Below are 22,770 nucleotides of genomic sequence, written 5' to 3'. Positions count from 1 at the left end.
ACCGCCATGCTCGAGCGTATTCAGTCGTTTTTCCACAACCTCACGCAGGGCAGTCCCTCCGAGGATTTTGCACCCGATGATTTGCGCGTGGCCATCGCAGCACTCTGTTTTCAGGTGATGGAGGCCGACGGTACCGTTTCCAAGGTGGAACGTCAGCGTCTGCGTGAGCTGTTGCAGGAGCATTATGACCTCAGCTCCACAAAGCTGGATGCGCTCATGGAAGCAGGCCGCGAGGCGGGACGTGAAGCGGTCGACTATTATCGCTTCACGGCCGACATTCGCCGTCATCTTGACGAGGAAAAGCGCGTCGAGCTTATCGGTATCCTATGGGATATCGTCTATGCGGATGGCGAACGTAATGAGATGGAAGACCACGTTATCTGGCGGGTTGCCGACCTTCTGGGCGTCTCGGTCCGAGACCGCGTTCTGCAGCGCCAACAAGCCGCCACGCATGTCAATATATCGGATGAAAGTGAAACCGAGAAAGATGCTGTTTGATCCCTCTGGTCAGAGAAGCAACCAAGACAGAATCCTGATCGTTCTGCATCAGGAGAGGTCAACGCCCGGTCGGGTCGGCCAGATGCTGATCGACAAGGGGTACCGACTCGACATCAGGCGGCCCGCATTGGGTGACGATCTGCCGACCACCCTGTCTTCCCACGCCGGTGCGGTGATATTTGGCGGCCCGATGAGTGCGAATGATCAGGACGCATTTATCCAGACGGAAATCGACTGGCTGAAAATCCCGCTTGAAGAAGATAAACCGTTTCTTGGAATATGTCTTGGCGCGCAAATGCTTTGCAAGCACCTCGGCGCGAGGGTGGATGGCGACAAGCACGGCAGAGTGGAAATTGGCTGGTATCCTCTGCACGCGACCGAAAAAGGCAACTTGCTCATGCCATCCTGGCCACAGATGGTTTACCACTTTCACCGTGAAGGATTTGAGTTACCACAAGGAGCAGAGTTGCTGGCCACAGGTGACGCCTACCCCAATCAGGCCTTCCGGTACGGTCGAAATGCCTGGGGTCTGCAATTTCATGCAGAGTTGACACGCGCGATGATGCAAAGCTGGGTGGTCCGTGGCGCCGAGAAATTCGCCATGCCCAACGCACAAGTTGGACGCCAGCATTTGGAAGGCCGGATGCTGTTCGACAACGCACTCAAGGTCTGGCTCTCGCAGTTTCTGGATCTGGTCTTTCAAGGCAGATTACAGAAAACCGAGTTTTCTAGCGACGTAGCACTTCCGTCAGTTTGACACCGATGACGTTGTCCTCGCCGTCGGAGACGATTTCGCCACGACCGATAGTTTGACCGTTCACCCGGATATCGACCAGATCGCCAAACTTTTTGTTCAACAGAATGACCTGATCTTTGGTAAGGGCCATGAGCGCGGAAACAGAGACCTGCGCCTGTCCGATTACGACGTCCATCGTCAGCGGTATCTCATCGAAATGTTTACCTGATGGTTGCGACGACGCGACCAGAGCGCGGCTGTTATCGTGCATCGGTTGACCCCAATCAGCAAGTTGCACGCTTACGTCTTGCCGAGCCGAAACTGGAGGGCTCAGGGTATGTTCGACCCGATAAGGCTGGTTGAAACTCGCGCCAACAGTTGGCCACGAGAAAGGCGCTGCACCGTCATTTGAATCCATCATGGAACACCCTCGGCATATCGAATCAGCCACATCCATAGGGCCACCGTCATTGTACGGGAGCTGCCGACCCCATTGATCGCTGGTTTGTAAAAGAATGGCAGTATGATTAACGCGCACTTAACATCCACAGGCGCACGGTGGCTGAGGGAGCTCAGATAAAACGACTGCTTCAAAACGGTACGCATTTTCAAACTGGTGCAATGTCTTAACTGCCAAAAATCAGGCCTGTAACACATAAGGACAAGTCTCAGCAGATCTTCGAATTAAAAATGGACAAAGGCCGTTTATTCGAAACAGCGCAAAAACAGCGGCGTGACGGCTGGAACAGCATGTAGATCAACCGCCACTTGCCGGTCGCCGTGTGAATGACTAAATGTCATCCAACAACGATATGGAGATATTGATGCTTGCCCTGTTTCAGACGATCGATCTGGCGTTAAACCTTTATACCTGGATACTGATTATCAGTGCCATCTTCTCATGGCTTTATGCCTTCAATGTCATCAATTCTTCGAACCAGTTCGTGGCAGCGATCGGCAGTTTTCTCTACAATGTCACCGAACCGGCGCTGCGACCCATTCGTCGTGTCCTGCCGAATCTGGGCGGCATCGACATTTCGCCGATCATCCTGCTTCTGATCATCTTCTTCATTCGTTCGCTGATGTGGAACACGATTTACCCGCTGGTCGCCTGATCTCCAGTCAATAAAAAAAATCCTCCGGTTCGAATGCGAACCGGAGGATTTGTCATTTCCGTGTATGCGCAATGGCTGAAATCAGCTTTGCGTCTTGTAGCGCTCGATCGCTTCAATGATCAGCTTCTTGGCAACATCAACATTCTGCCAGCCGCCCATCTTCACCCATTTGCCGGGCTCCAGATCCTTGTAATGCTCGAAGAAGTGCTCGATCTGCTTGAGCGTGATGTCCGGCAGGTCAGTGTAGTTCTGGACCTTGTCATAACGCTGGGTCAGTTTAGGGGCTGGAACAGCAAGAATCTTTTCATCCTTGCCACCGTCGTCTTCCATGATCATGACGCCGATAGGGCGAACATTGATCACGCAACCGGGCACCAGCGGACGGGTGTTGCAGATCAGGACATCGATCGGGTCACCATCTTCGGACAGCGTGTGTGGCACGAAACCGTAGTTACCCGGATATGTCATAGGCGTGTAGAGAAAGCGGTCAACGACCAGAGCACCTGCGTCCTTGTCCATCTCGTACTTGATAGGATGGCCGCCGACGGGGACCTCCACGATCACATTGATATCATCCGGCGGGTTCTTGCCGATAGAAATAGCATCGATACGCATTCGCTTCCCTCGATCAGGTGGGTTGGACTGGCATGTCGATACTGGGAAAGTCACAGCTTTGCAACACGATGATGGCAGTTGCACCAAAACTCATAGTGCCGTTGCAGCTCGTTATGACCGTTGCAAAGACTATTAAATTGGACTTTACACGCACGACAATCGAGAGCGCTGTCGATAGACAAACACGTCATCAGGCAATGCCAGGAAGAATGGGCCTTAAAGGAGCCTAGAGGTCGATGATCGTACCACGACCATCGTTCCATACTCGCATGGTCTGAGCTTCACGCTGGCGAGGCTTCACCGGAATGGGAGCCGGTTTAAGGCGGGAGGACAGCAGGCGTGCTGCGCTCAGCACCGCCAATGTCCCCACGAGCGCAACCGTAAGGGAGGCTGTAAAGAGTGCGGCCAACGCCAGAATTGCGATGCTGGAAGCGGCGAAGAAGAATGTACGAATGCCTTGCATGATCCAAACCTTTCTGTCCAGACGAATGTGGGCCTTCTTTGCGTTGCTTGCAAGAGGATGCACACCGCCTATCTGCTTGCGAATGTCACAAAAGGTTGACACAAGTGCGGCATGGCCGATTTTTATTTCAACGATACTGTTCGCCCACGCCGCTCACTCCTGTCGGTGCCAGCCATTAATCTACGCGCGCTAGCAAAACTGAGCACATTGGAATGCGACGGCGTCATCTTCGATCTGGAAGATTCGGTCGCACCGGAAATGAAAGGCGAGGCCAGAAACAACCTCCTGGCCTTCTTCAGGCAAACGCCCCTCGCCGGCCGCGAGACGATGATCCGCATCAATCCGATCTCAACCACGACAGGGCAAAGTGATCTGAAGGCGGCGCTGGCTTGTGCGCCGGATGCGATCCTTCTGCCCAAGGTGGAGCAGCCATCCCATATCCAGGACGTTGCCGATTGGCTGACAGAGGCGGATGCACCGGACGACCTGAAAATCTGGGCGATGATCGAAACGCCGAAAGGCATTTTAAACGTTACCGCCATTGCCGAGGCGTCGCATACGCTGGGCGCTCGGCTGGGCGGTTTTGTTGTCGGATTGAACGATCTGCGCAAGGAAACGCGTGTGCCTGCACAGCCAGGGCGGACATACATTGCCCCATGGCTGATGCAGGTCGTCCTCGCAGCACGCGCGTATGGGCTTGAGGTCATAGACAGCGTCTCCAACGACTTCCGTGATCTGGATGCTTTCGCCGCAGAATGCGAACAGGGTCGCGCCATGGGTTTCGATGGCAAGATGCTGATCCATCCCGCCCAGATCGACCCTGCAAACCGGGCTTTCGCACCGGATAAGGATGCGTTGGCAGAAGCACATCAGATTATTGCGGCTTTCGCAAAACCGGAATCTGTGGGATTGAACGTCATCAATTCCAACGGTCGGATGATCGAGCGGCTGCATCTGGACCAGGCCAAAAGGCTTGTCGCGCTAGCCACGATCATCGATCAGAGAAAGGCAGAAAAAACATGAAAGTCTATCGTTTCATCACTGGTCCCGACGACGCAAAGTTTTGTCATCGTGTCACCGAAGCGCTTAACAAGGGCTGGGAACTGGCGGGCTCACCGACCTACGCGTTCAATGCGGCGGCAGGCGTCATGCATTGCGGCCAGCCGGTGACAAAGACAGTCGAAGGCAAGGAATACGATCCTGAGATGAAGCTGGGCGAGCAGTAAGGCGCTTGGCAGCCACGGATCAGCGATCCGTCGCTGCCTCGTCTGCACTTTCTTCAATGCGCTCCATGTCGTCGTCCGAAAGGCCAAAATGGTGTCCGATTTCGTGAATGAGCACGTGCGTGATGATATCGCCCAGCGTCTCCTCGTTTTCGGCCCAGTAATCCAGTATGGGTCGGCGATAAAGGATGATCCGGTTGACCATCTCACCGGTTTCCATGGTGAAGCGTTCTGAAATGCCGCGCCCCTCGAACAGACCGAGCAGATCGAAAGGCGTCTCCAGAGCCATGTCCTCGAACACCTCGTCGGTCGGAAAATCCGCGATCTCGATGATCAAGTCCTTGGTCAGCGCGCGAAACTCTTCGGGCAAATGGCCGTATGCCTCGATGGCAAGCGATTCGAATGCTGAAAGTGTCGGCGCGTGGCGATCCCGCCAATCGTCGGTTTTGTCTATGCGGGCCATTTCTGCTCCTTGTTGAAAGGCCCATATAAACCCTTGCCAACAAAATTTCGAGACCTGTTTGCCACAAGCAGCGAAATCCCCTGAGATTCCTAAGCATCACGGTTACTTTTCGCCCCCTTCCGACCTTGACAGAAACAGCTTGCTCGCGTATCCGGCACGTGAAATCGAGGGCGTATTGCGTCTTCCGTTCACATCGCTTTGTCAAAAGCGGTTTCATCGGCGCGGTTTTTAGAGCCCTTCGGCTTCCAGAACCGCGCTATTCGACTGATAAAAAGACGGCCAGACCGCATTTGCGGGCAGAGCCGGAACGAACATGAAAGGGTAAAAAATGTTCGCAGTCATCAAGACCGGCGGTAAGCAGTACCGTGTAGCGGCCAACGACGTGCTCACAATTGAAAAGTTGGAAGCAGACGCTGGCGCAACTGTAGAATTCACCGAAGTTCTCGTGATCGGCGTTGGCGCTGACGCACAGTTCGGCGCACCTTTCGTTGCAGGCGCAACGGTCAAGGCTGAAGTTGTCGAGCACAACCGCGGCAAGAAGGTCATCGCCTTCAAGAAGCGTCGTCGTCAGAACTCCAAGCGTACGCGCGGTCATCGTCAGCATCACACCGTCGTTCGTATCACGGACATCGTTGCAGCCTAATCGGCGCGATACGGGAAACTAGGTTTTAAAGGAGAAATCCAATGGCACATAAAAAAGCTGGCGGTTCATCGCGCAACGGTCGCGATTCGAATTCCAAGCGCCTTGGCGTGAAGAAGTTCGGCGGCGAAGCCGTCATTCCAGGAAACATTATTCTGCGCCAGCGCGGAACGCAGTGGCATCCAGGCGCCAATGTTGGCCTTGGCAAAGACCACACGATTTTCGCGCTGACAGCCGGCAACGTGTCCTTCCGCTCGAAGGGCAACGGCCGCGTATACGTGTCTGTGGCACCGAAAGCGGAAGCAGCAGAATAAGCCGGTCGCGTCATATGCAGCCGGTGTCTCAATGACCCGGCTGAAGGCGTAACAGGTTCAGTCATAAAAAGGGGAGTTGGGGCACCACCCAACTCCCCTTTTTCTTAACCTCATGGAGGGACTGAACCATGCAAGCTGAATTGTTGAGGGAAGACCAATCACGGTCACCCGAAGAACGGCCGAGACCGGACAGGTCAAGGAGCGATTGCCCCGTCTTATTATCGCAAAGGCTCGTTTTGCGCGCGCCTCACGAAGAAGACATTGACGCCCTTGCCCATCTTGCCAACAATGCCAACATCGCGACCATGGTGTCGCGTATGCCGCATCCTTACACGGCCAAAGACGCCGCGGATTTCGTGCGACGCGCAAAAGTGGGCGAGATTGGCAAGTGCGTCTATGCCATTACCCGCATGGAGAACGGCGAATTTATGGGCTGCTGCGGGCTGGAGCCGCAAAAGGACGACCAGAAGACCCTTGAAATGGGCTACTGGCTGGGCGAACCCTACTGGAACAAGGGCTATACCACCGAAGCAGCGCATGCCCTGATCGATATGGCGTTTCGCACACGCGACATCGAACAGATCGATGCGCGCTGCCGCGTCACCAACATCGCCTCACGCCGGGTCATACAAAAGTGCGGTTTTCAGCTTCAGGGTTCCGGTATGGTCGGATCTCTGGCGCTGGGCGGCATGGTCCCCGTCGAATGGTACCGGCTGGACCGCAAGACATGGGTTTCGCTGAGAAGCTGGGGAGATATGCGATGAGAACGGCGTACGCAATCACGACGCAAAGTGCTCCCTCCGTTCTTGAGACAGACCGATTGGTGCTGCGCCCGCAGAGCCTTTCGGATGCCGGAAGCATTGCGAAATCGTTGAGTGACTTTCGGGTCACACGCATGCTGGCGAGTGTTCCCGCGCCCTATTACAAACAGGATGCACTGGAGTGGCTGATCCTGCGGACGGCAGGAAATTCGCCGGATTGGCACTTCGCCATAACCTGCGGCGATGACACTCTGATCGGCGTCGTCTCGATAGAGCGGCTTCGTGACGCATGGCGTCTTGGTTATTGGCTCGACCGTGCCCATTGGGGCAAGGGCTATATGACGGAAGCTGTGGCTGGCGTCATCGAGTGCTTCTTTCAGCACATGCCGAACGAGGTGCTCTATTCCGGTATGTTTGCCGATAACGCGGCCTCTTTGCGGGTCCAGAACAAGCTTGGTTTCCAGATTATCGGGTGCCATGAGATCTATGCTGTCGCGCGTGCAAGCATGGTGACGCATCTGGATACCGCATTGACGGCAAATGCTTTTCAAAAACGCGGACCGTAAAACCCCATGAGTTAGCGCCGGTTTCATTGCAAACCGGCCTTGGCATATCGGGTCTCGCCCAACGATAATCTTTGACCTGGAGAGCCCGCACCTATATTTGGAGCGACAGAACCTTTTAAAAAAGCAAGTCCGCAAATCTCTGCTGGAATTGCCACTAAGCTGACAGAACGGCCAAGACGATGAAATTTCTCGATGAAGCAAAAGTTTATATTCGCTCCGGCGACGGCGGTGCCGGCTCGGTTTCCTTCCGGCGTGAAAAATTCATCGAATTCGGCGGCCCCGATGGCGGTGACGGCGGGCGCGGTGGCGATGTGTGGGTGGAGGTCGTCAATGGCCTCAATACGCTGATCGACTTCCGCTTCCAGCAGCACTTCAAGGCAACCATCGGCCAGCACGGCATGGGCCAGGGCCGGACGGGCGCCAAGGGTGCCAGTGTGGTGTTGCGCGTACCCGTTGGCACGCAGATTTTTGAAGAAGACAACGAAACGCTGATTATCGACCTGACCAAGGAAGGCCAGCGTTTTCGCTTGGCTGCTGGCGGTAATGGCGGTTTCGGCAATGCCTATTTCAAGTCCTCCACCAATCAGGCCCCCACGCACGCCAACCCGGGCCTGGCTGGTGAGGAGAAGATGATCTGGCTTCGCCTGAAGCTGATCGCCGATGCCGGCCTGGTCGGCCTTCCCAATGCGGGCAAGTCCACATTTCTGGCGACTGTCACCCGGGCACGTCCGAAAATAGCCAACTATCCCTTCACCACACTGCATCCCAATCTGGGCGTTGCCACGATTGACGGGCGCGAATTCGTTCTGGCCGATATTCCGGGCCTGATCGAAGGCGCGCATGAAGGCGTCGGTATTGGCGACCGTTTCCTTGGGCATGTTGAGCGCACACGTGTTCTGTTGCACCTTGTTTCGGCGCAGGAAGAGAATGTCGGTCAGGCTTACAAGACCGTCAAACGTGAACTTGCGGCCTATGGCGGCGGGTTGACCGATAAGCCCGAAGTCGTGGCGCTCTCACAGATCGATGTGCTGGACGAAAAAGAACTGAAGAAGAAGGCGAAAGAACTGGAGAAGGCCTGCGGCCGTCCGCCGCTTCTTCTGTCTGCTGCTGCCCATATCGGCATGTTGGAGGCCCTTCGCGAGCTGCGCGATATCATTGTATCCGACAGCCGCGGCGGCAACACCGCCATGCCGGATCGTTCCATGCCTGTGGATGACGAGATCGAGGATGGAGACGACCGTCTATGACCCCGATTTCGACCGCGGCGCGCAAGCCTCTCGGTGGCCACCATCGCATCGTCATCAAGATCGGCTCGGCCCTTCTGGTTGACCGTGCGAGCGGCCTGAAAAAAGACTGGCTGGCTGCGATCTGCGAGGATATCGCTGCCCTGAAAGCCAAAGGTTCACACGTGCAGGTCGTGTCTTCGGGCGCTATCGCTCTCGGCCGCACCGTGCTGGGTCTACCCTCAGGAGCACTTAAGCTTGAGGAAAGTCAGGCGGCGGCGGCGGTCGGCCAGATCGCGTTGGCACGCGCATGGTCTGAAAGCCTGTCGAAACACGATATTGTCGCTGGCCAGATTCTGTTGACGCTGTCTGACACGGAAGAGCGCCGCCGTTATCTCAACGCCCGTGCCACGATCAATCAGTTGCTCAAGATCGGTGCGATCCCGATCATCAACGAAAACGACACGGTTGCAACGACGGAAATCCGCTACGGAGACAATGACCGTCTGGCCGCCCGTGTGGCGACGATGACCGGAGCCGACCTCCTGATTCTGCTGTCAGACATTGACGGACTCTACACCGCCCCTCCACATCTCGATCCCGATGCCCAGTTTCTTGAGGCGATCAACAAGATCACGCCTGAAATCGAAGCCATGGCGGGTGGCGCAGCGTCGGAACTGTCGCGCGGCGGAATGCGCACCAAGATCGATGCCGGCAAGATCGCGACAGCTTCCGGTTGCAGCATGATCATCGCTTCGGGAAAGACGCTCAATCCGTTGAAGGCCATTGAAAATGGTGCACGTTCTTCATGGTTCGCACCCTCCGGAACGCCCATCACTGCCCGCAAGACCTGGATTGCCGGACAGCTCCAGCCTGTCGGCGAATTGCATGTTGATGCGGGTGCTGAAAAGGCGCTTTACGACGGTAAAAGTCTTCTGCCAGCAGGTGTAAGACTGGTGAAGGGTAATTTCGGTCGCGGTGACGCAGTGGTCATCATCGGCGCGCAAGGTCGGGAAATTGCCCGCGGTCTTGCCGGTTATGATGATGATGAAGCACGGCAGATCAACGGCCATAAGTCTACCGAGATCGAGGCAATCCTCGGTTATGTCGGTCGCGCAGCGATGATCCATCGCGACGATTTGGTGATGACGGGTGCGTCCGTCAAAGTGGAAAATGCAAATAAGGATGAGGTCGATGCCTGAACAGGCCGTGAAGCAGAGCCATGATATTGAAACGCTGATGATGTCCATTGGCGCTCAGGCAAAGGCTGCTTCGCGACCGTTGTCCATCGCCGGTTCGGACCAGAAGAACCGCGCCTTGCTCGCTATGGCGTCTGCCATCGAAGCGTCGAAAGAGAGAATTCTGGAGGCCAACGTCAAGGATGTCGCCGCCGCGCACAGTGCGGGTGTAGCGCCCTCTTTTATCGATCGCCTGAAACTGGATGACACAAGAATAACCAGTATCGCCGAAGGTATTCGCTCCATCGCAGCTCTTGCCGACCCAGTCGGAGAAGTGATCGCCGCCTGGGATCGTCCTAACGGTCTGAAGATCGAACGTGTTCGCACACCGCTCGGCGTCATCGGCGTGATCTATGAAAGCCGACCAAACGTCACCGCCGACGCCGGTGCCCTGTGTCTGAAAGCAGGCAATGCCGTCATCCTGCGTGGAGGCTCGGATTCGCAATATTCATCGCGTGCTATTCATGCTTGCCTTGTTGAAGGTCTGAAGATTGCAGGCCTTCCGGAGCATGCGATCCAACTCGTTCCGGTTACCGATCGCGCGGCCGTTGGCAGCCTTCTGGGCGGACTCGGCGGCAGTGTGGATGTCATCGTTCCGCGAGGCGGAAAAAGCCTCGTGGCGCGTGTTCAGTCAGAAGCCCGCGTTCCGGTTTTTGCCCATCTCGAAGGCATCTGCCACGTCTATGTCGATAAATCCGCCGATTTGACCATGGCCCGCGATGTTGTTTTGAATTCCAAAATGCGCCGCACGGGCATTTGCGGCTCGGCCGAAACGCTGCTCATCGATAGCGCAGCGGCGCACACGCATCTGAAGCCACTGGTCCAGGTGCTCATCGACGCAGGCTGCGAAGTTCGCGGTTCGCAAGCTGTTCAGGAGGCCCTTGAAGGCGTGAAAGCGGCAACCGAGGAAGACTGGCGCACGGAATACCTTGATGCCATCATCTCGGTTGCCGTGGTCGATGGCATCTCCGGCGCTATCGAACATATCGGCGCTTACTCGTCCAATCACACCGAAGCCGTGATCGCCGAAGATACGGACGTGGTCGCTCGTTTCTTCAACGAGATCGATTCGGCCATCCTGCTGCACAATGCTTCCACGCAATTTGCCGATGGCGGCGAGTTCGGCATGGGTGCGGAAATCGGCATCGCCACCGGCAAGATGCATGCACGTGGCCCTGTGGGCGTCGAACAACTGACGTCCTTCAAATACCGTGTGCATGGCACCGGCCAGACGCGGGCCTGATATTTGACCGCGGATCATGGCCTAGACAAGCACTACCTGACCATGCCGCACACCGAGCGTGGCATGGTGATCGGCCTGTTTGGCGGGTCGTTCAATCCGCCCCATGCAGGGCATGCGCTGGTTGCCGAAATTGCCTTGCGCAGGTTAGGTCTTGATCAGTTGTGGTGGATGGTCACGCCCGGTAATCCTTTGAAGAACAAGGCAGATCTGGCACCGTTAAACACCCGCATCGAGGCCTGCGAAAAGCTGATCAGCGATCCGCGCGTGAAGGTCACGGCCTTCGAGCAATCCTTCGGCGTCACCTACACCGCCCATACGCTTGCGCTGATCAAGGCGAAGAACCCGCATGTTCGCTTCATCTGGATCATGGGGGCGGACAATCTGCGCACTTTCCATCGCTGGCAAAGCTGGCGCAAGATTGCCGAAACCTTTCCCATAGCCGTCATCGACCGGCCGGGTGCGACCCTGGCTTATCTGTCGTCTACCATGGCGCACGCATATAGCCATGCCCGTGTGGATGAAGACGATGCCGGTATCCTTTGGACGAAGACGGCGCCGGCCTGGATGTTCATCCACGGCCCGCGCTCGACACTGAGTTCCACGGCACTGCGCAACGAGCATAAATGAAGCATGCGGACACATCTTTCGCCCACATCTTGAAAAGTTAACGCTTTGGTGCCAACTTTATTCTGTGGCGCACAGAATCGCGTCGCGCAGTATCTGGTTTGTCATTTCGGAAGGGAAAACCACTGACAACAGTACACACCAAGGGAAGAGCTTTCAGCGCTATCCCAAAGAGCATGGAGAGTGGCGTTGATGCTGCCCGTCGTGCCCTCGGAACCGTCCTTGCAAGTGTCGAGGATTCCAAAGCAGAAGACATCGTTTATCTGAACATTGCCGGAAAATCGGCGCTTGCGGACTACATGGTTGTGGTTTCCGGGCGCTCCAACAGGCATGTCTCGGCCATCTGCGAACATCTCATGTCTGACATGAAAGATGAAGGCTTCGGCCCTTCGCGTATCGAGGGCCTCGAAAACGGCGATTGGGTCGTGATCGATGCTGGCGATGTCATCATCCATGTGTTCCGTCCCGAAGTCCGAGCATTCTACAACATCGAAAAAATGTGGGCTGCTCCCGACATCGAGGAAGAAACGCTGCACTGATGCGGCTTCCCGGCTGATGCTGACGCATCATCCGCATAGGAATCCGCAGCCTGTCCTGATAGACACGCAACTGGCAACATTTGCGATATGGATGGATGTGTGAATGCGGATTTCAATTTTTGCGGTGGGACGGCTTAAATCCGGCCCTGAAAAGGATCTTGCGTCGCGCTATATGGACCGTTTCGCCAAAACCGGTCCGGCAATCGGCCTCGAATTTGCCCGCATCATCGAGGTTGCCGAAAGCCGCGCGTCAAACGCAGATACCCGCAAGCGTGAAGAAGCCGCGATGCTGGAAAAGCATCTGGCAGACGGTGCTGCTCTCATTCTGCTGGATGAACGCGGCAAAGCTCTTGATAGCCCCGCCTTCGCAGATTTGTTCGGCAACATGCGCGACGGCGGCAAACGCGATCTGGTGATCGCCATCGGCGGAGCGGACGGGCTGGATTCCGCACTGTATGACAAAGCGTCCGCTGTTTTATGTCTTGGCAAACTCACATGGCCGCATCAACTGGTACGTATCCTCATCGCGGAACAGCTTTATCGTGCGGTGACAATACTGTCCGGTCATCCCTACCATCGCGTTTAAAGGTAACAGTCGCGCATTGCGCCACAAATCCGGCCATCATATCGCCTAGCACGGCAATCAAACTATTGGCGTGAAGCGCCGAAGCAGCGTATGGTCGCCCATATTTTCGACAGTTAGACATATTCTATGGCAGATGCACCCAGCAACAACAGGTGGACGACCCTTACGGGCGTGATGCTTGCTGCCTGCTTGGTCACGGCCTATCCCGCCTTTCGGGCGCTTGCCCAAGAGGATTCTGTGCCCCCGACGACACAGGATACAACCCAGTCTCAAAGTGATCTGAACGCACTGGAAAAACGTCGCGATCAGAACCGCCAGGATTTGCAGGAACTGGTCGACAGCATCGGCCTGTCGGAAGATAAATCCCGCCAGCTTCAGGAAAGCATTGCCGCGCTCAATCAGGATACGGCCCGCATCAAGGACGAGTTGATAGCCTCGGCGAAACGTCGAAAGGATCTGGAGGACAAGATTAGCGATGGCGAGGATCGTCTGGCCAAACTCGGTGTTCGCGAAGACGGCGTCAAGGCATCCTTGAGAGAGCGCCGCGGCGTGTTGGCTGAAGTGCTCGCGGCCCTTCAACGCATGGGGCGCAACCCACCGCCTGCCCTTCTCGTGTCACCGGAGGATGCGTTGGCATCGGTGCGGAGCGCCATTCTTCTGGGGGCCGTTGTTCCAGGCATTCGATCCGAGACAGATAAGCTCGTCTCCGCTCTCAAAGAGTTGACCGACCTGCGACAGGCCATTGCCGGCGAAAAAGAACAGCTGACAGCCACGATGACGGCGAGCCTCGAAGAGGAAAAACGGCTCGATCTGTTGCGCCTCGAAAACGAAAAGCGCAACACCCAGACAGCAAACGACCTGGAAGCAGAACGCAAACGTTCTGAAGAACTTGCGAGCAAGGCAACCAGCCTTGAAGGGTTGGTTTCGTCGCTTGAAACCGAGATTTCCTCAGTACGCGATGCCAAGGATAAAGAACGTCTGGAACAGGAAAGACTGGCCGCTTTATCGCAAGCGGAACGGGACAAGGTGCAGGCCCAAACCAACGCCGGAATGCCCGATAAAAACCGCATTGCGCCCGCATATCCGTTTTCGAGTCTGAAGGGCAAGCTGGCCATGCCGGTTTCCGGGGATGTGCTGCGAAAGTTCGGCGATGCTGACGGAACGGGGCATTTTTCCAAGGGGATTGTCGTTGCGACTGGTCCAGAAGCACTGGTAACAGCACCTGCGGACGGTTTCGTGGTTTTTGCCGGTGAGTTTCGCAGTTATGGCCGCATGATCATTCTCAATGCTGGGGACGGTTATCATCTGGTGCTGACAGGCATGGACAATGTAAGGACGAGGCAGGGCATGTTCGTGTTCTCTGGCGAGCCGATTGCTTCCATGGGCGCAAAAAGAGTGGCAAGTGCCGCTGCATTGGCGCTGGAAACTGACAAGCCGACACTTTACATTGAATTTAGAAAAGACGGCGTGCCAGTTGATTCTCAACCTTGGTGGACCGTAAAAAATACCGGAAGGGCGCGCAATGATTCGTAAGGCTTCACTTCTCCTCATTGGTGGACTTATGGGTGCCACGGCGATGAGCGTTATCTACTCGGCAAGTATGCCGGCGCAGGCCGCAGGCCCCTCCACCTATAAGGAGCTGTCGATTTTTGGTGACGTGTTCGAGCGTGTGCGTGCGCAATATGTGACACCACCTGACGACAAGAAGCTGGTTGAAAACGCCATCAACGGTATGCTGAGCTCACTTGACCCGCATTCCAGCTTCCTGAACGCTCAGGATGCCAACGATATGCGCTCCCAGACCAAGGGGGAATTTGGCGGTCTCGGCATCGAAGTGACGATGGAAAACGAGCTGGTCAAAGTCATCTCGCCCATGGATGACACACCTGCTGCCAAGGCAGGCATTCTTGCCGGCGACTATATCTCCGAAATCGATGGCGCGCCGGTCCGCGGCCTGAAGCTGGAAGAAGCCGTCGAAAAGATGCGTGGCGCGGTGAAGACGCCGATCAAGCTGACAGTGATCCGCCAGGGCGCTGACAAGCCGCTCGACATCACCGTGATGCGCGAGATCATCGCCGTGCGTGCCGTCAAGTCACGTGTAGAAGGTGGCGACGTGGGATACCTACGGGTTATTTCCTTCACGGAAAAGACCTATGACGACCTCGAAAAGGCGATCAAGAAGATCAAGGAAGACGTTCCGGCCGATAAACTGAAGGGCTATGTGCTCGACCTGCGCCTCAACCCGGGTGGTCTGCTCGATCAGGCGATCAACGTCTCCGACGCCTTCCTGGAGCGTGGCGAGGTTGTTTCGACACGCGGTCGTAACCCGGAAGAAACCCGCCGTTTCAACGCAACGGCTGGCGATCTGACAGACGGGAAACCGGTGATTGTGCTCGTCAATGGCGGCTCGGCCTCTGCTTCGGAAATCGTTGCGGGGGCGCTGCAGGACCTGCGCCGCGCGACTGTTCTGGGAACACGCTCTTTCGGCAAGGGATCGGTGCAGACGATCATTCCGCTAGGCGACACCGGAGCGCTTCGTTTGACGACAGCGCTTTATTACACGCCATCCGGCAAGTCCATTCAGGGTACAGGCATCACACCCGACGTCAAGGTTGATCAGCCGCTACCGGAAGAGCTCCAGGGGCGCGTGCGCGCTGAAGGGGAATCCAGCCTGCGTGGTCACATCCAGGGTCAGAGCGAGACAGAAGAAGGCTCGGGTTCGGCTGCCTATGTGCCACCAGAAGCCAAGGACGACATCCAGCTGAATTATGCGCTGGATCTCTTCCGCGGCACCAAGACGGATTCCTCGTTCCCACCTAACCCCGAAAAGACGGTCGTCAACAAGCAGTAAGATTTGAGGGCGTAGGTCCATCCGAATGCTCTTGTTACACGCTTCCAGTTAGCCACGGATAGTTCATTGCCTTCAGACCTGCGCAAACCGCTTATGGGTCGAAACAAAAAGAAAAGCGCCGGGTCGTTCCGGCGCTTTTCTGCGCTTGCGGCTCTGATGGTGATTGGCGTCGGCAGTTTTGGCGGACTATCGGTCTATACGGCGCTTTCGCCCGGCAATCTAAGGAGCAGCTCGACGGCGCCTGACGCCGATATCTCCGTTCCGCCAGCCGAAGCAACGCCGCAAGCGCCTAGTTCCAACCAGACCGAAGGCGAGCTCGTTCCTCAAAGCGGGCGTTCCGGCGCAAATGTCCAGAGAAACATCATGGCGGACGGCAATGTCGTATCCGTCTATTCGCCACGCGAACGCGACAGCAACAGCCCGGTACTGATGAGCGGCCAGACCTATGGGCAAGACCCACGCATGGCATCACAGCCCAATGAGGAGCTGCTCGAGGAGTCACCATTCGGCAAGCTACCAACAACAGGCCCGGATGGCTTGCGGCCGATGGAACAATATGCCCGGCCTTGGTCGGGTGCCAGAGGGACGCGGATCGCCATCATCGTCGGTGGTCTCGGCCTCAGCCAGACCGGCACCCAAAAAGCCATCCGCGACCTGCCGCCCGAGGTTACCCTGGGCTTTGCTGCAAGCGGCAACAGCTTGCAACGCTGGATGCAGGAAAGCCGCCGCGAGGGCCACGAGATCCTGCTGCAGGTTCCGTTCGAACCTTTCGGATATCCCGGTACCAATCCCGGACCTGACACCCTGCTCGTTGCCGGCCCTGCCACGATCAACCTGGAGCGGTTGCATCGCTCCATGGCGAAGATCACCAACTATACGGGTATCATGAACTATCTGGGTGGGCGGTTCATGGCGGATGAAAAAGCGTTGGAACCGATCCTGAGCGATATCGGCAAACGCGGCTTGCTGTTTCTCGATGATGGCTCCTCGGCCCAATCGAAAAGCACGCCGGTTGCGAAGGCCCAATCGGCTACCGCAGGTTTCGCCGACCTACAACTGGACGATCAGGTCAACGAGAACGCCATATTGCGCAAGCTGGACGATCTGGAGCGGATCGCGCGCCGCAACGGTTCTGCGATCGGCGTTGCCTCTGCTTTTGATGAAAGCATTGCCGCTATTTCCAAATGGTCGGTCGAAGCCTCCGGCCGTGGCATAGAAATCGTCGGTGTTTCCGCACTTGTCTCGGACAAACCTGCCCCGTAAGTCTGTCTACCACAGCACTCCATCCATCGAAGGTCAAAAATGACGATCAACGCGGACGATCTACCCTACCGCCCCTGTGCGGGTATCATGGTTCTCAATGCCGAAGGGCTGGTTTGGGCGGGGCGGCGGATTTCACAAGCCAACTCGGAGTTCGATGGCTCTCCTCAACTCTGGCAGATGCCACAGGGCGGTATAGACGAGGGTGAAAAGCCGCTGGTGGCTGCCATTCGCGAACTCTACGAGGAAACGGGCATGAAGACCGTCTCACTGCTGGCAGAAGCCAGCGAGTGGATCCATTACGACCTGCCACCAAAACTGCTTGGGATCGGTCTGCGCGGCAAATATCGCGGCCAGGCTCAGCGCTGGTTCGCGTTTCGCTTCGAGGGCGACGAAAGTGAAATACAGATCAACCCACCACCCACCGGCCATGAGGCTGAATTCGACGCATGGGCGTGGAAGCCGATGGCAAGCCTGCCGGATTTGATCGTGCCTTTCAAACGCGGGGTGTACGAAAAGGTCGTTGCTGAATTCCGGCATCTCTCGGATCAATAAAAAAGGCGGCCAGGGAGCCGCCTTTTTCAATTCCATGATGAGGAGGTTTATTCCGATTCGGCAGCGTCAGCGGAATCCGCATTGAGCTGGCCGTACTTGGCTTCGCCGATCTTGCTCAGGAGATCGAGCTGCGTCTCAAGAAAGTCGATATGGCCTTCTTCGTCGATCAGCAGCGTTTCGAAAAGCTTCATCGAAACATAGTCGCCCGCATCGTGACAGATGTCGCGCGACTTCTTGTAGGCGGCGCGCGCATCATATTCGCCCGCAAGGTCAGCCTCTAGGACTTCCTTGACGTTCTGACCGATACGCAAAGGCGCGACGGTCTGAAGGTTGGGATGTCCATCGAGGAAAATGATGCGATCAATGATCTTGTCAGCGTGCTGCATCTCTTCAATGGATTCGGCACGCTCTTTCTTGGCGAGCTTCGTGTAGCCCCAATCGTTCAGCAGTCGGTAATGCAGCCAGTACTGGTTGACTGCGCCGAGCTCGAGGAACAAAGCCTCGTTAAGCTGCTCGATGACTCTTGTGTCGCCTTTCAATGTCCGCTCTCCTGTTGTCTTCATGCAATTGTCTCAAGCGGGACATAAAATCAAAAACATCGGCCTCCGTCGAGTGCCGACGGGCATGATATTCTTCGGTCGTCTTGATAATCAGCTCGACGACGGTCGGAAAACAACCGCAACAACGGCCTCGCTTGGCCATCGCGTGGTACACTTTCGAGGGCACGATAAGCTGCCAACAGTCCTCATCGAGCATCTCATTGATGACGTCGCGGATATCGTTGTCTGTGATGTAATTACAGCTGCAAACGAGCATGGTTCTTTGCCTGTATGACGCAACACGTTGTTTTCATTCTTAAACCAAAACAGGATAGTCAGTGTCAAGAAAAAGATAAAAGTTACGATCACCTAGTTTTTTAGACTCTTTCTAAACTTAACAAAAATCCTCGTATTTTCATTTGCTTAGTGTTCTCTTTCGCAAAGAGTGGCACTTTCAAGTTTTCGTCAACACAATGGAAGCAGGAGAATTTGATCACAGAAAGTTTACTGATTTGAGACTTCAGACAAAATACTGCCCGCCATTCGCAGTCAACGTGGAGCCGGTAATGAAGCCCGCATCGTCGGCAGCAAGAAACAATGCACATCGGGCAATCTCTTCTGGCTCGCCGAGCCGTCCCACGGGAATTTGGGGAAGGATGCGCTCGTTGAGAACATTTTCGGGCATCGCACGCACCATCTCTGTCCCGATATATCCTGGGCATATGGCGTTAACAGTGATGTTTCGCGAAGCACCCTCCTGTGCCAACGCCTTGGTAAGGCCGATATCGCCCGCCTTTGCGGCCGAATAATTGACCTGGCCTGCCTGCCCCTTCTGGCCGTTGATGGACGAGATGTTAACGATCCGCCCAAAGCCACGCTCGCGCATACCAGGCCAAATGGGATGGGTCATGTTAAAGACACCGTTCAGATTGGTGTCGAGCACTTCACGCCATTGCTGCGGCGTCATCTTGTGAAACATCGCATCGCGGGTAATCCCGGCATTGTTGACGAGAACCTCGACGGGACCCAAATCACTTTCGACCTGTGCGATACCCGCCACGCAAGCATCGTAGTCACGGATATCCCAGCAATAGGTCGGGATTCCTGTTTCGCTGCGAAACTGCGCCGCGCGCCCCTCTGTAAAAGCGTAATTGACCGCAACCCTGTAGCCGGCGGCGAGAAACGCCTTTGCGATTGCCGCACCAATTCCGCTCGTCCCGCCTGTTATCAAAACAACCCGGCTCATCTAAGGCCTCCCCTGATATCCTGTGCGTCAGCCTTAAGATGGGACAAAGTGGCATTTCAATGATGCTGATGTCAGAGACCTTCGAGGCACATGGCAACACCCATACCGCCGCCGATGCACAGCGTTACCAGCCCTTTCTTTGCGGTTCGGCGCTTCATTTCGAAAAGAAGTGTATTGAGAACCCGAGCTCCGGAAGCACCGATGGGATGGCCGATCGCAATGGCCCCGCCATTGACGTTAACGATGTCGGGATCAAGTCCAAGGTCACGCACGACAGCACAGGACTGCGCAGCGAAGGCTTCGTTCGCCTCCACAAGATCGAGATCCGAAACCGACCATCCCGCTTTGGAAAGCGCCTTGCGCGATGCAGGAATTGGGCCGGTCCCCATGATTTGCGGATCGACACCGGCCGTCGCCCACGAGGCAATACGGGCCAAGGGCTGGAGACCGCGCTTTGACGCTTCGGCCTCGCTCATCAACAATACCGCAGCCGCGCCGTCGTTGAGACCCGAGGCATTGCCTGCGGTGACCGTCCCGTCCTTGTCGAAGGCCGGGCGCAACTTTGACATCGTATCCAGCGATGCGCCCGCACGGATGTATTCGTCCGCATCGACGGTTACGTCACTCTTGCGACCCTTGATGATGAAAGGCACGATCTCATCGGCGAAACGTCCTGCGGACTTTGCGGCCTCTGCGCGGTTTTGAGAGGTGACAGCGAACCTGTCCTGTTCATCGCGAGACACTTGCCACTGGCGGGCAATGTTTTCGGCTGTAACGCCCATTGCGTAACCATAGAACGCATCGGTCAGTCCATCCTTCATCATGGTATCGACCATCTTGAAGTCGCCCATCTTCACCCCACCACGCAAATGTGCGCAATGCGGAGCCATGGACATGGATTCCTGCCCGCCGGCAATGATAATGGATGCGTCCCCGGTTGCGATCTGCTGCATGCCGAGTGCAACAGCGCGCAGACCCGAGCCGCAAAGCTGATTGATACCGAACGCCGTGGCTTCCTGAGGTATACCCGCTTTCATCGCGGCTTGGCGGGCAGGGTTTTGCCCCTCGCCTGCGGTCAACACCTGACCAAGAATGACTTCATCGACCTCGCTTGCGGCGACACCCGCCCGCTCCAGTGCAGCCGTGATCACCGTCGCGCCCAGTTCATGAGCAGGTGTATTGGCAAAGCTGCCGTTGAAAGAACCAACCGCCGTGCGCGCTGCGCTGACGATAACGATCGAGGACGAGGTCATTCAAAATCTCCCATTTTGCGGCGCGAGATTGTCAAAGCTTTGAAGCCAAGTCAAACCATCTCCATGTCTGGGTCTTTCGATGTCGTTCCAACCTTGGCTTCGTGACAAATGCTGCGCAAAAAAATTGACTGCTGCATCGCACAAAACATTTGTCTTGCCAGTGGATTTGAGCATAAACTTAGAACAGGGAAGAGCAAAAACACCTGATAAGAAGAAAATACCAGGATCGCGAGGAGGCGAGCATGGCAAAACACAACGGCGAGACCGTTATCAAGAAATATGCCAACCGGCGGCTCTATAATACCGGGACCAGCACTTATGTGACGCTTGAAGACCTTGCCAAGATGGTCAAGCGGGGTGAAGAGTTCAAGGTTCAGGATGCCAAGACGTCCGAAGATATCACCCACGCGGTTTTGACGCAGATCATCATGGAACAGGAAGGCAAAACCGGTAACACGCTGATGCCGACGGCGTTTCTGCGCCAGCTCATTTCCTACTATGGCGATCAGATGCAGATGGTCGTGCCGACCTTTCTCGAACATTCAATGAAGACATTTTCCGAACAGCAAAGCCAGATGCAGGAGCATATGGGTAAAGCCTTCGGCGACACGTCGGCCAAGAATTTTTCGACACCTTTCGGTTTCATGGAGGAACAGGTCAAGCGCAACACGGAGCTGTTTCGCCAGGCCATGCAGGTGTTTACACCATTCCCCATGCCATCGGCGCCCAAAGAGACAAAGAAACCCGATGCCTCCGAGATCGATGAGCTGAAAGCGCAACTGCGCACGCTTCAGACCAAACTCGATCAGCTCTGAACGTTTCTGGCTTTTTCAGGAACCCGAAGCAGCAACAGGAAGCCTGCGCCCAGAAAAAGCGTCAGCATAGCCATGCCCAGATGCGCCGATCCGCTCAGATAGGTGACGATGGAAAAGGACAGGGTCGCCATGAAGCTCGTAGCGCGGCCCGACAGCGCATAGATCCCGAAATATCGGCCAGCCTCTGCAACCGTGACGTTGCGTGCAAGGTAGGAACGCGACGATGCCTGAACCGGGCCAAATGCGATCCCAATCAAGATGCCGTAGGCGAGATAAGCCTTTTCTGCCGAACTGGAAAACAGCCCTTCCGTTGTGGATACGGGAAGCGCCAGAAGACCGAACAGTGTTGAATCGGTGTAGGTGGAAACAATACCGACGGTCGCCGCCAGCAACAAGGCAAGGCTGATCAGCACCGTGTTTCGCGAGCCCAGACGCTGGTCGACAAAGCCTGCGGCAATGCAACTTCCGATCGCCACGATATTGAGAATAATGCCGTAGATTCCGATCTCGAGTGTTCCCCAGCCGAACAATCCAGCGGCAAAGGCGCCTCCCAGAATAAGGACGCCGTTGACCCCATCCTGATACAACATGCGTGCAATCAGGAACCGTGTAATCGCAGGTCGGCCTTTCAATTCCCGCAACGTCGCCTTCAGTTCCGTCATGCCGGAATGCACGGCCCGGCCGAAAGGCAGGCCCTTTTTCACATCCGGCGTGAACAAGAACATCGGCAGAATGAAAACGAGATACCAGAGTGCAGAAATCGGGCCGGTGATACGGGCATCTTCGCCAGCCGCAGGATCAAGCCCGAACAAGGGCGGAATGCCGAGGATCGTTACACCCTTGTCGGGGGCCGCGGCGAGAAACAGCACCACAAAGATCAAAACCACCATGCCGCCGAGATACCCGAGCCCCCAGGCCGTGTTGGAAATACGTCCGACATTTTCCGGCGTCGTCAGCCGTGGCATCATGGAATCGTTGAAAACGATGGAAAATTCGGCAGCGATCGACGCCACGATCATGAAGATCACAGGCCAGATGATGGCGGACCCGGGTGCGGCAAACCACAACATTGCAAGGCTTGCGATCTTCAGCGTCGCGAAAAAAGCAATCCATGGCTTTCGTGATCCGGATTGATCGGCGATGGAACCGAGGATCGGCGAGAAAACGGCGATGATGACAGACGAGATGGTCGCCATGTTGCTCCAGGTCGTCTGCGCGGAAATCGGGTCCGCAGTCAGCCTCGCAACGAAATAGGGTCCAAAAATGAATGTGGTGACGACAGTGAAAAAGGGTTGAGCCGCCCAGTCGAACAGCATCCAGCCCCAGATGCCGCGTTTCGTCACGGTTTGCCCGGTCGCAAGGGAAGAAGAGGCCATTCGTCACCCTTTGGGCAATGGTATAGAT

The 22,770-nt window shown here is 56.0% G+C and carries 28 protein-coding genes and 1 pseudogene; 20 read left to right on the top strand and 9 right to left on the bottom strand.

Features of this window, described 5'->3' with window-relative positions:
• Positions 1-6 precede the first annotated feature (6 nt).
• Both EKM04_RS02745 and EKM04_RS02740 read left to right on the top strand, forming a co-directional pair.
• Positions 7-498, top strand: a complete 492-nt coding sequence (locus EKM04_RS02745) for a tellurite resistance TerB family protein (protein ID WP_174154258.1) — start codon at positions 7-9, stop codon at positions 496-498.
• Positions 488-1,255: a glutamine amidotransferase gene (locus EKM04_RS02740; RefSeq protein ID WP_183896576.1), complete on the top strand. Its 768-nt coding sequence runs from the start codon at positions 488-490 to the stop codon at positions 1,253-1,255. The genes EKM04_RS02745 and EKM04_RS02740 overlap by 11 nt, the downstream gene beginning before the upstream one ends.
• Here EKM04_RS02740 and EKM04_RS02735 read toward each other — a convergent pair.
• Positions 1,227-1,505: a FliM/FliN family flagellar motor switch protein gene (locus tag EKM04_RS02735; protein ID WP_183896296.1), complete on the bottom strand. Its 279-nt coding sequence runs from the start codon at positions 1,503-1,505 to the stop codon at positions 1,227-1,229. The two genes, EKM04_RS02740 and EKM04_RS02735, sit on opposite strands and share 29 nt — an antisense overlap.
• A 523-nt stretch (positions 1,506-2,028) precedes the next feature.
• Here EKM04_RS02735 and EKM04_RS02730 point away from each other — a divergent pair.
• Positions 2,029-2,349 (top strand): YggT family protein, encoded by a 321-nt coding sequence (locus EKM04_RS02730; RefSeq protein WP_183896298.1) that lies wholly within the window; start codon positions 2,029-2,031, stop codon positions 2,347-2,349.
• Positions 2,350-2,430: 81 nt separating this feature from the next.
• Here the strand turns inward: EKM04_RS02730 and ppa are convergent, their stop codons facing one another.
• Positions 2,431-2,964, bottom strand: coding sequence for an inorganic diphosphatase (gene ppa, locus EKM04_RS02725; RefSeq protein WP_174154261.1), 534 nt, complete (start codon positions 2,962-2,964; stop codon positions 2,431-2,433).
• 226 nt (positions 2,965-3,190) lie between these two features.
• Positions 3,191-3,427 carry a hypothetical protein gene (locus tag EKM04_RS02720; RefSeq protein WP_183896300.1) on the bottom strand — a complete coding sequence of 79 codons (237 nt, stop codon included), beginning with the start codon at positions 3,425-3,427 and terminating at the stop codon, positions 3,191-3,193.
• 111 nt (positions 3,428-3,538) lie between these two features.
• Between EKM04_RS02720 and EKM04_RS02715 the strand changes: the two genes are divergently transcribed.
• On the top strand, positions 3,539-4,450 hold the full coding sequence (locus tag EKM04_RS02715; protein ID WP_183896302.1) for an HpcH/HpaI aldolase/citrate lyase family protein: 912 nt from the start codon (positions 3,539-3,541) through the stop codon (positions 4,448-4,450).
• Positions 4,447-4,653: a DUF1737 domain-containing protein gene (locus EKM04_RS02710; RefSeq protein WP_183896304.1), complete on the top strand. Its 207-nt coding sequence runs from the start codon at positions 4,447-4,449 to the stop codon at positions 4,651-4,653. Before EKM04_RS02715 ends, EKM04_RS02710 begins: the two co-directional genes overlap by 4 nt.
• 19 nt (positions 4,654-4,672) lie before the next feature.
• On the opposite strand, the gene EKM04_RS02705 is transcribed toward EKM04_RS02710, so the two are convergent.
• Complete coding sequence (locus EKM04_RS02705; protein ID WP_045230875.1) at positions 4,673-5,113, bottom strand: metallopeptidase family protein; 441 nt, start codon at positions 5,111-5,113, stop codon at positions 4,673-4,675.
• A gap of 328 nt (positions 5,114-5,441) precedes the next feature.
• Between EKM04_RS02705 and rplU the strand changes: the two genes are divergently transcribed.
• The 14 genes and pseudogenes from rplU (at position 5,442) to EKM04_RS02635 (ending at position 17,513) form a co-directional block, all read left to right on the top strand.
• Positions 5,442-5,756 (top strand): 50S ribosomal protein L21, encoded by a 315-nt coding sequence (gene rplU, locus EKM04_RS02700; protein ID WP_045230876.1) that lies wholly within the window; start codon positions 5,442-5,444, stop codon positions 5,754-5,756.
• 41 nt (positions 5,757-5,797) lie between these two features.
• Positions 5,798-6,067, top strand: a complete 270-nt coding sequence (gene rpmA, locus EKM04_RS02695; RefSeq protein WP_045230877.1) for a 50S ribosomal protein L27 — start codon at positions 5,798-5,800, stop codon at positions 6,065-6,067.
• Between the two features lie 128 nt (positions 6,068-6,195).
• Positions 6,196-6,831, top strand: coding sequence for a GNAT family N-acetyltransferase (locus tag EKM04_RS02690; RefSeq protein WP_183896306.1), 636 nt, complete (start codon positions 6,196-6,198; stop codon positions 6,829-6,831).
• Complete coding sequence (locus tag EKM04_RS02685; RefSeq protein WP_183896308.1) at positions 6,828-7,394, top strand: GNAT family N-acetyltransferase; 567 nt, start codon at positions 6,828-6,830, stop codon at positions 7,392-7,394. The genes EKM04_RS02690 and EKM04_RS02685 overlap by 4 nt, the downstream gene beginning before the upstream one ends.
• Positions 7,395-7,573: 179 nt before the next feature.
• Complete coding sequence (gene obgE / locus EKM04_RS02680; protein ID WP_183896310.1) at positions 7,574-8,641, top strand: GTPase ObgE; 1,068 nt, start codon at positions 7,574-7,576, stop codon at positions 8,639-8,641.
• A complete protein-coding gene (gene proB / locus EKM04_RS02675; RefSeq protein WP_183896312.1) occupies positions 8,638-9,819 on the top strand; it encodes a glutamate 5-kinase in 1,182 nt (393 codons plus the stop codon). The genes obgE and proB overlap by 4 nt, the downstream gene beginning before the upstream one ends.
• Positions 9,812-11,098 (top strand): glutamate-5-semialdehyde dehydrogenase, encoded by a 1,287-nt coding sequence (locus tag EKM04_RS02670; protein WP_174154269.1) that lies wholly within the window; start codon positions 9,812-9,814, stop codon positions 11,096-11,098. Before proB ends, EKM04_RS02670 begins: the two co-directional genes overlap by 8 nt.
• A gap of 42 nt (positions 11,099-11,140) precedes the next feature.
• Positions 11,141-11,725 carry a nicotinate-nucleotide adenylyltransferase gene (locus EKM04_RS02665; protein WP_174154449.1) on the top strand — a complete coding sequence of 195 codons (585 nt, stop codon included), beginning with the start codon at positions 11,141-11,143 and terminating at the stop codon, positions 11,723-11,725.
• A gap of 93 nt (positions 11,726-11,818) precedes the next feature.
• Positions 11,819-12,261, top strand: a pseudogene (gene rsfS, locus EKM04_RS02660) (ribosome silencing factor).
• 103 nt (positions 12,262-12,364) lie between these two features.
• A complete protein-coding gene (gene rlmH, locus EKM04_RS02655; RefSeq protein WP_183896314.1) occupies positions 12,365-12,847 on the top strand; it encodes a 23S rRNA (pseudouridine(1915)-N(3))-methyltransferase RlmH in 483 nt (160 codons plus the stop codon).
• Positions 12,848-12,973: 126 nt separating this feature from the next.
• Positions 12,974-14,380: a murein hydrolase activator EnvC family protein gene (locus EKM04_RS02650; protein WP_183896316.1), complete on the top strand. Its 1,407-nt coding sequence runs from the start codon at positions 12,974-12,976 to the stop codon at positions 14,378-14,380.
• On the top strand, positions 14,370-15,698 hold the full coding sequence (locus tag EKM04_RS02645) for a S41 family peptidase (protein ID WP_183896318.1): 1,329 nt from the start codon (positions 14,370-14,372) through the stop codon (positions 15,696-15,698). Before EKM04_RS02650 ends, EKM04_RS02645 begins: the two co-directional genes overlap by 11 nt.
• Positions 15,699-15,764: 66 nt before the next feature.
• On the top strand, positions 15,765-16,961 hold the full coding sequence (locus tag EKM04_RS02640) for a divergent polysaccharide deacetylase family protein (protein WP_183896320.1): 1,197 nt from the start codon (positions 15,765-15,767) through the stop codon (positions 16,959-16,961).
• A gap of 39 nt (positions 16,962-17,000) precedes the next feature.
• Complete coding sequence (locus EKM04_RS02635; protein ID WP_183896322.1) at positions 17,001-17,513, top strand: RNA pyrophosphohydrolase; 513 nt, start codon at positions 17,001-17,003, stop codon at positions 17,511-17,513.
• Between the two features lie 47 nt (positions 17,514-17,560).
• Here EKM04_RS02635 and bfr read toward each other — a convergent pair whose 3' ends face one another.
• The 4 genes from bfr to EKM04_RS02620 form a co-directional block, all read right to left on the bottom strand.
• Positions 17,561-18,052 (bottom strand): bacterioferritin, encoded by a 492-nt coding sequence (bfr, locus tag EKM04_RS02630; RefSeq protein WP_174154453.1) that lies wholly within the window; start codon positions 18,050-18,052, stop codon positions 17,561-17,563.
• Positions 18,018-18,329, bottom strand: coding sequence for a (2Fe-2S)-binding protein (locus tag EKM04_RS23000; protein WP_065700596.1), 312 nt, complete (start codon positions 18,327-18,329; stop codon positions 18,018-18,020). The genes bfr and EKM04_RS23000 overlap by 35 nt, the downstream gene beginning before the upstream one ends.
• Positions 18,330-18,572: 243 nt before the next feature.
• The gene (gene phbB / locus EKM04_RS02625) at positions 18,573-19,298 is read right to left on the bottom strand and encodes an acetoacetyl-CoA reductase (RefSeq protein WP_174154274.1); all 726 of its coding nucleotides are present in this window, start codon (positions 19,296-19,298) and stop codon (positions 18,573-18,575) included.
• Positions 19,299-19,369: 71 nt separating this feature from the next.
• Positions 19,370-20,551, bottom strand: coding sequence for an acetyl-CoA C-acetyltransferase (locus EKM04_RS02620; protein ID WP_183896324.1), 1,182 nt, complete (start codon positions 20,549-20,551; stop codon positions 19,370-19,372).
• A 242-nt stretch (positions 20,552-20,793) separates the two neighbouring features.
• On the opposite strand from EKM04_RS02620, the gene phaR reads away from it, so the two are divergent.
• Positions 20,794-21,366: a polyhydroxyalkanoate synthesis repressor PhaR gene (phaR, locus tag EKM04_RS02615; RefSeq protein WP_174154276.1), complete on the top strand. Its 573-nt coding sequence runs from the start codon at positions 20,794-20,796 to the stop codon at positions 21,364-21,366.
• On the opposite strand, the gene EKM04_RS02610 is transcribed toward phaR, so the two are convergent.
• A complete protein-coding gene (locus EKM04_RS02610) occupies positions 21,357-22,742 on the bottom strand; it encodes an MFS transporter (RefSeq protein ID WP_183896326.1) in 1,386 nt (461 codons plus the stop codon). The genes phaR and EKM04_RS02610 overlap by 10 nt on opposite strands.
• Positions 22,743-22,770: the final 28 nt, after the last annotated feature.

Source organism: Rhizobium skierniewicense Ch11 (assembly GCF_023757665.1).
Taxonomy (GTDB): Bacteria; Pseudomonadota; Alphaproteobacteria; order Rhizobiales; family Rhizobiaceae; genus Agrobacterium; species Agrobacterium skierniewicense.
This window is presented reverse-complemented; position numbering and strand designations above follow the sequence as displayed.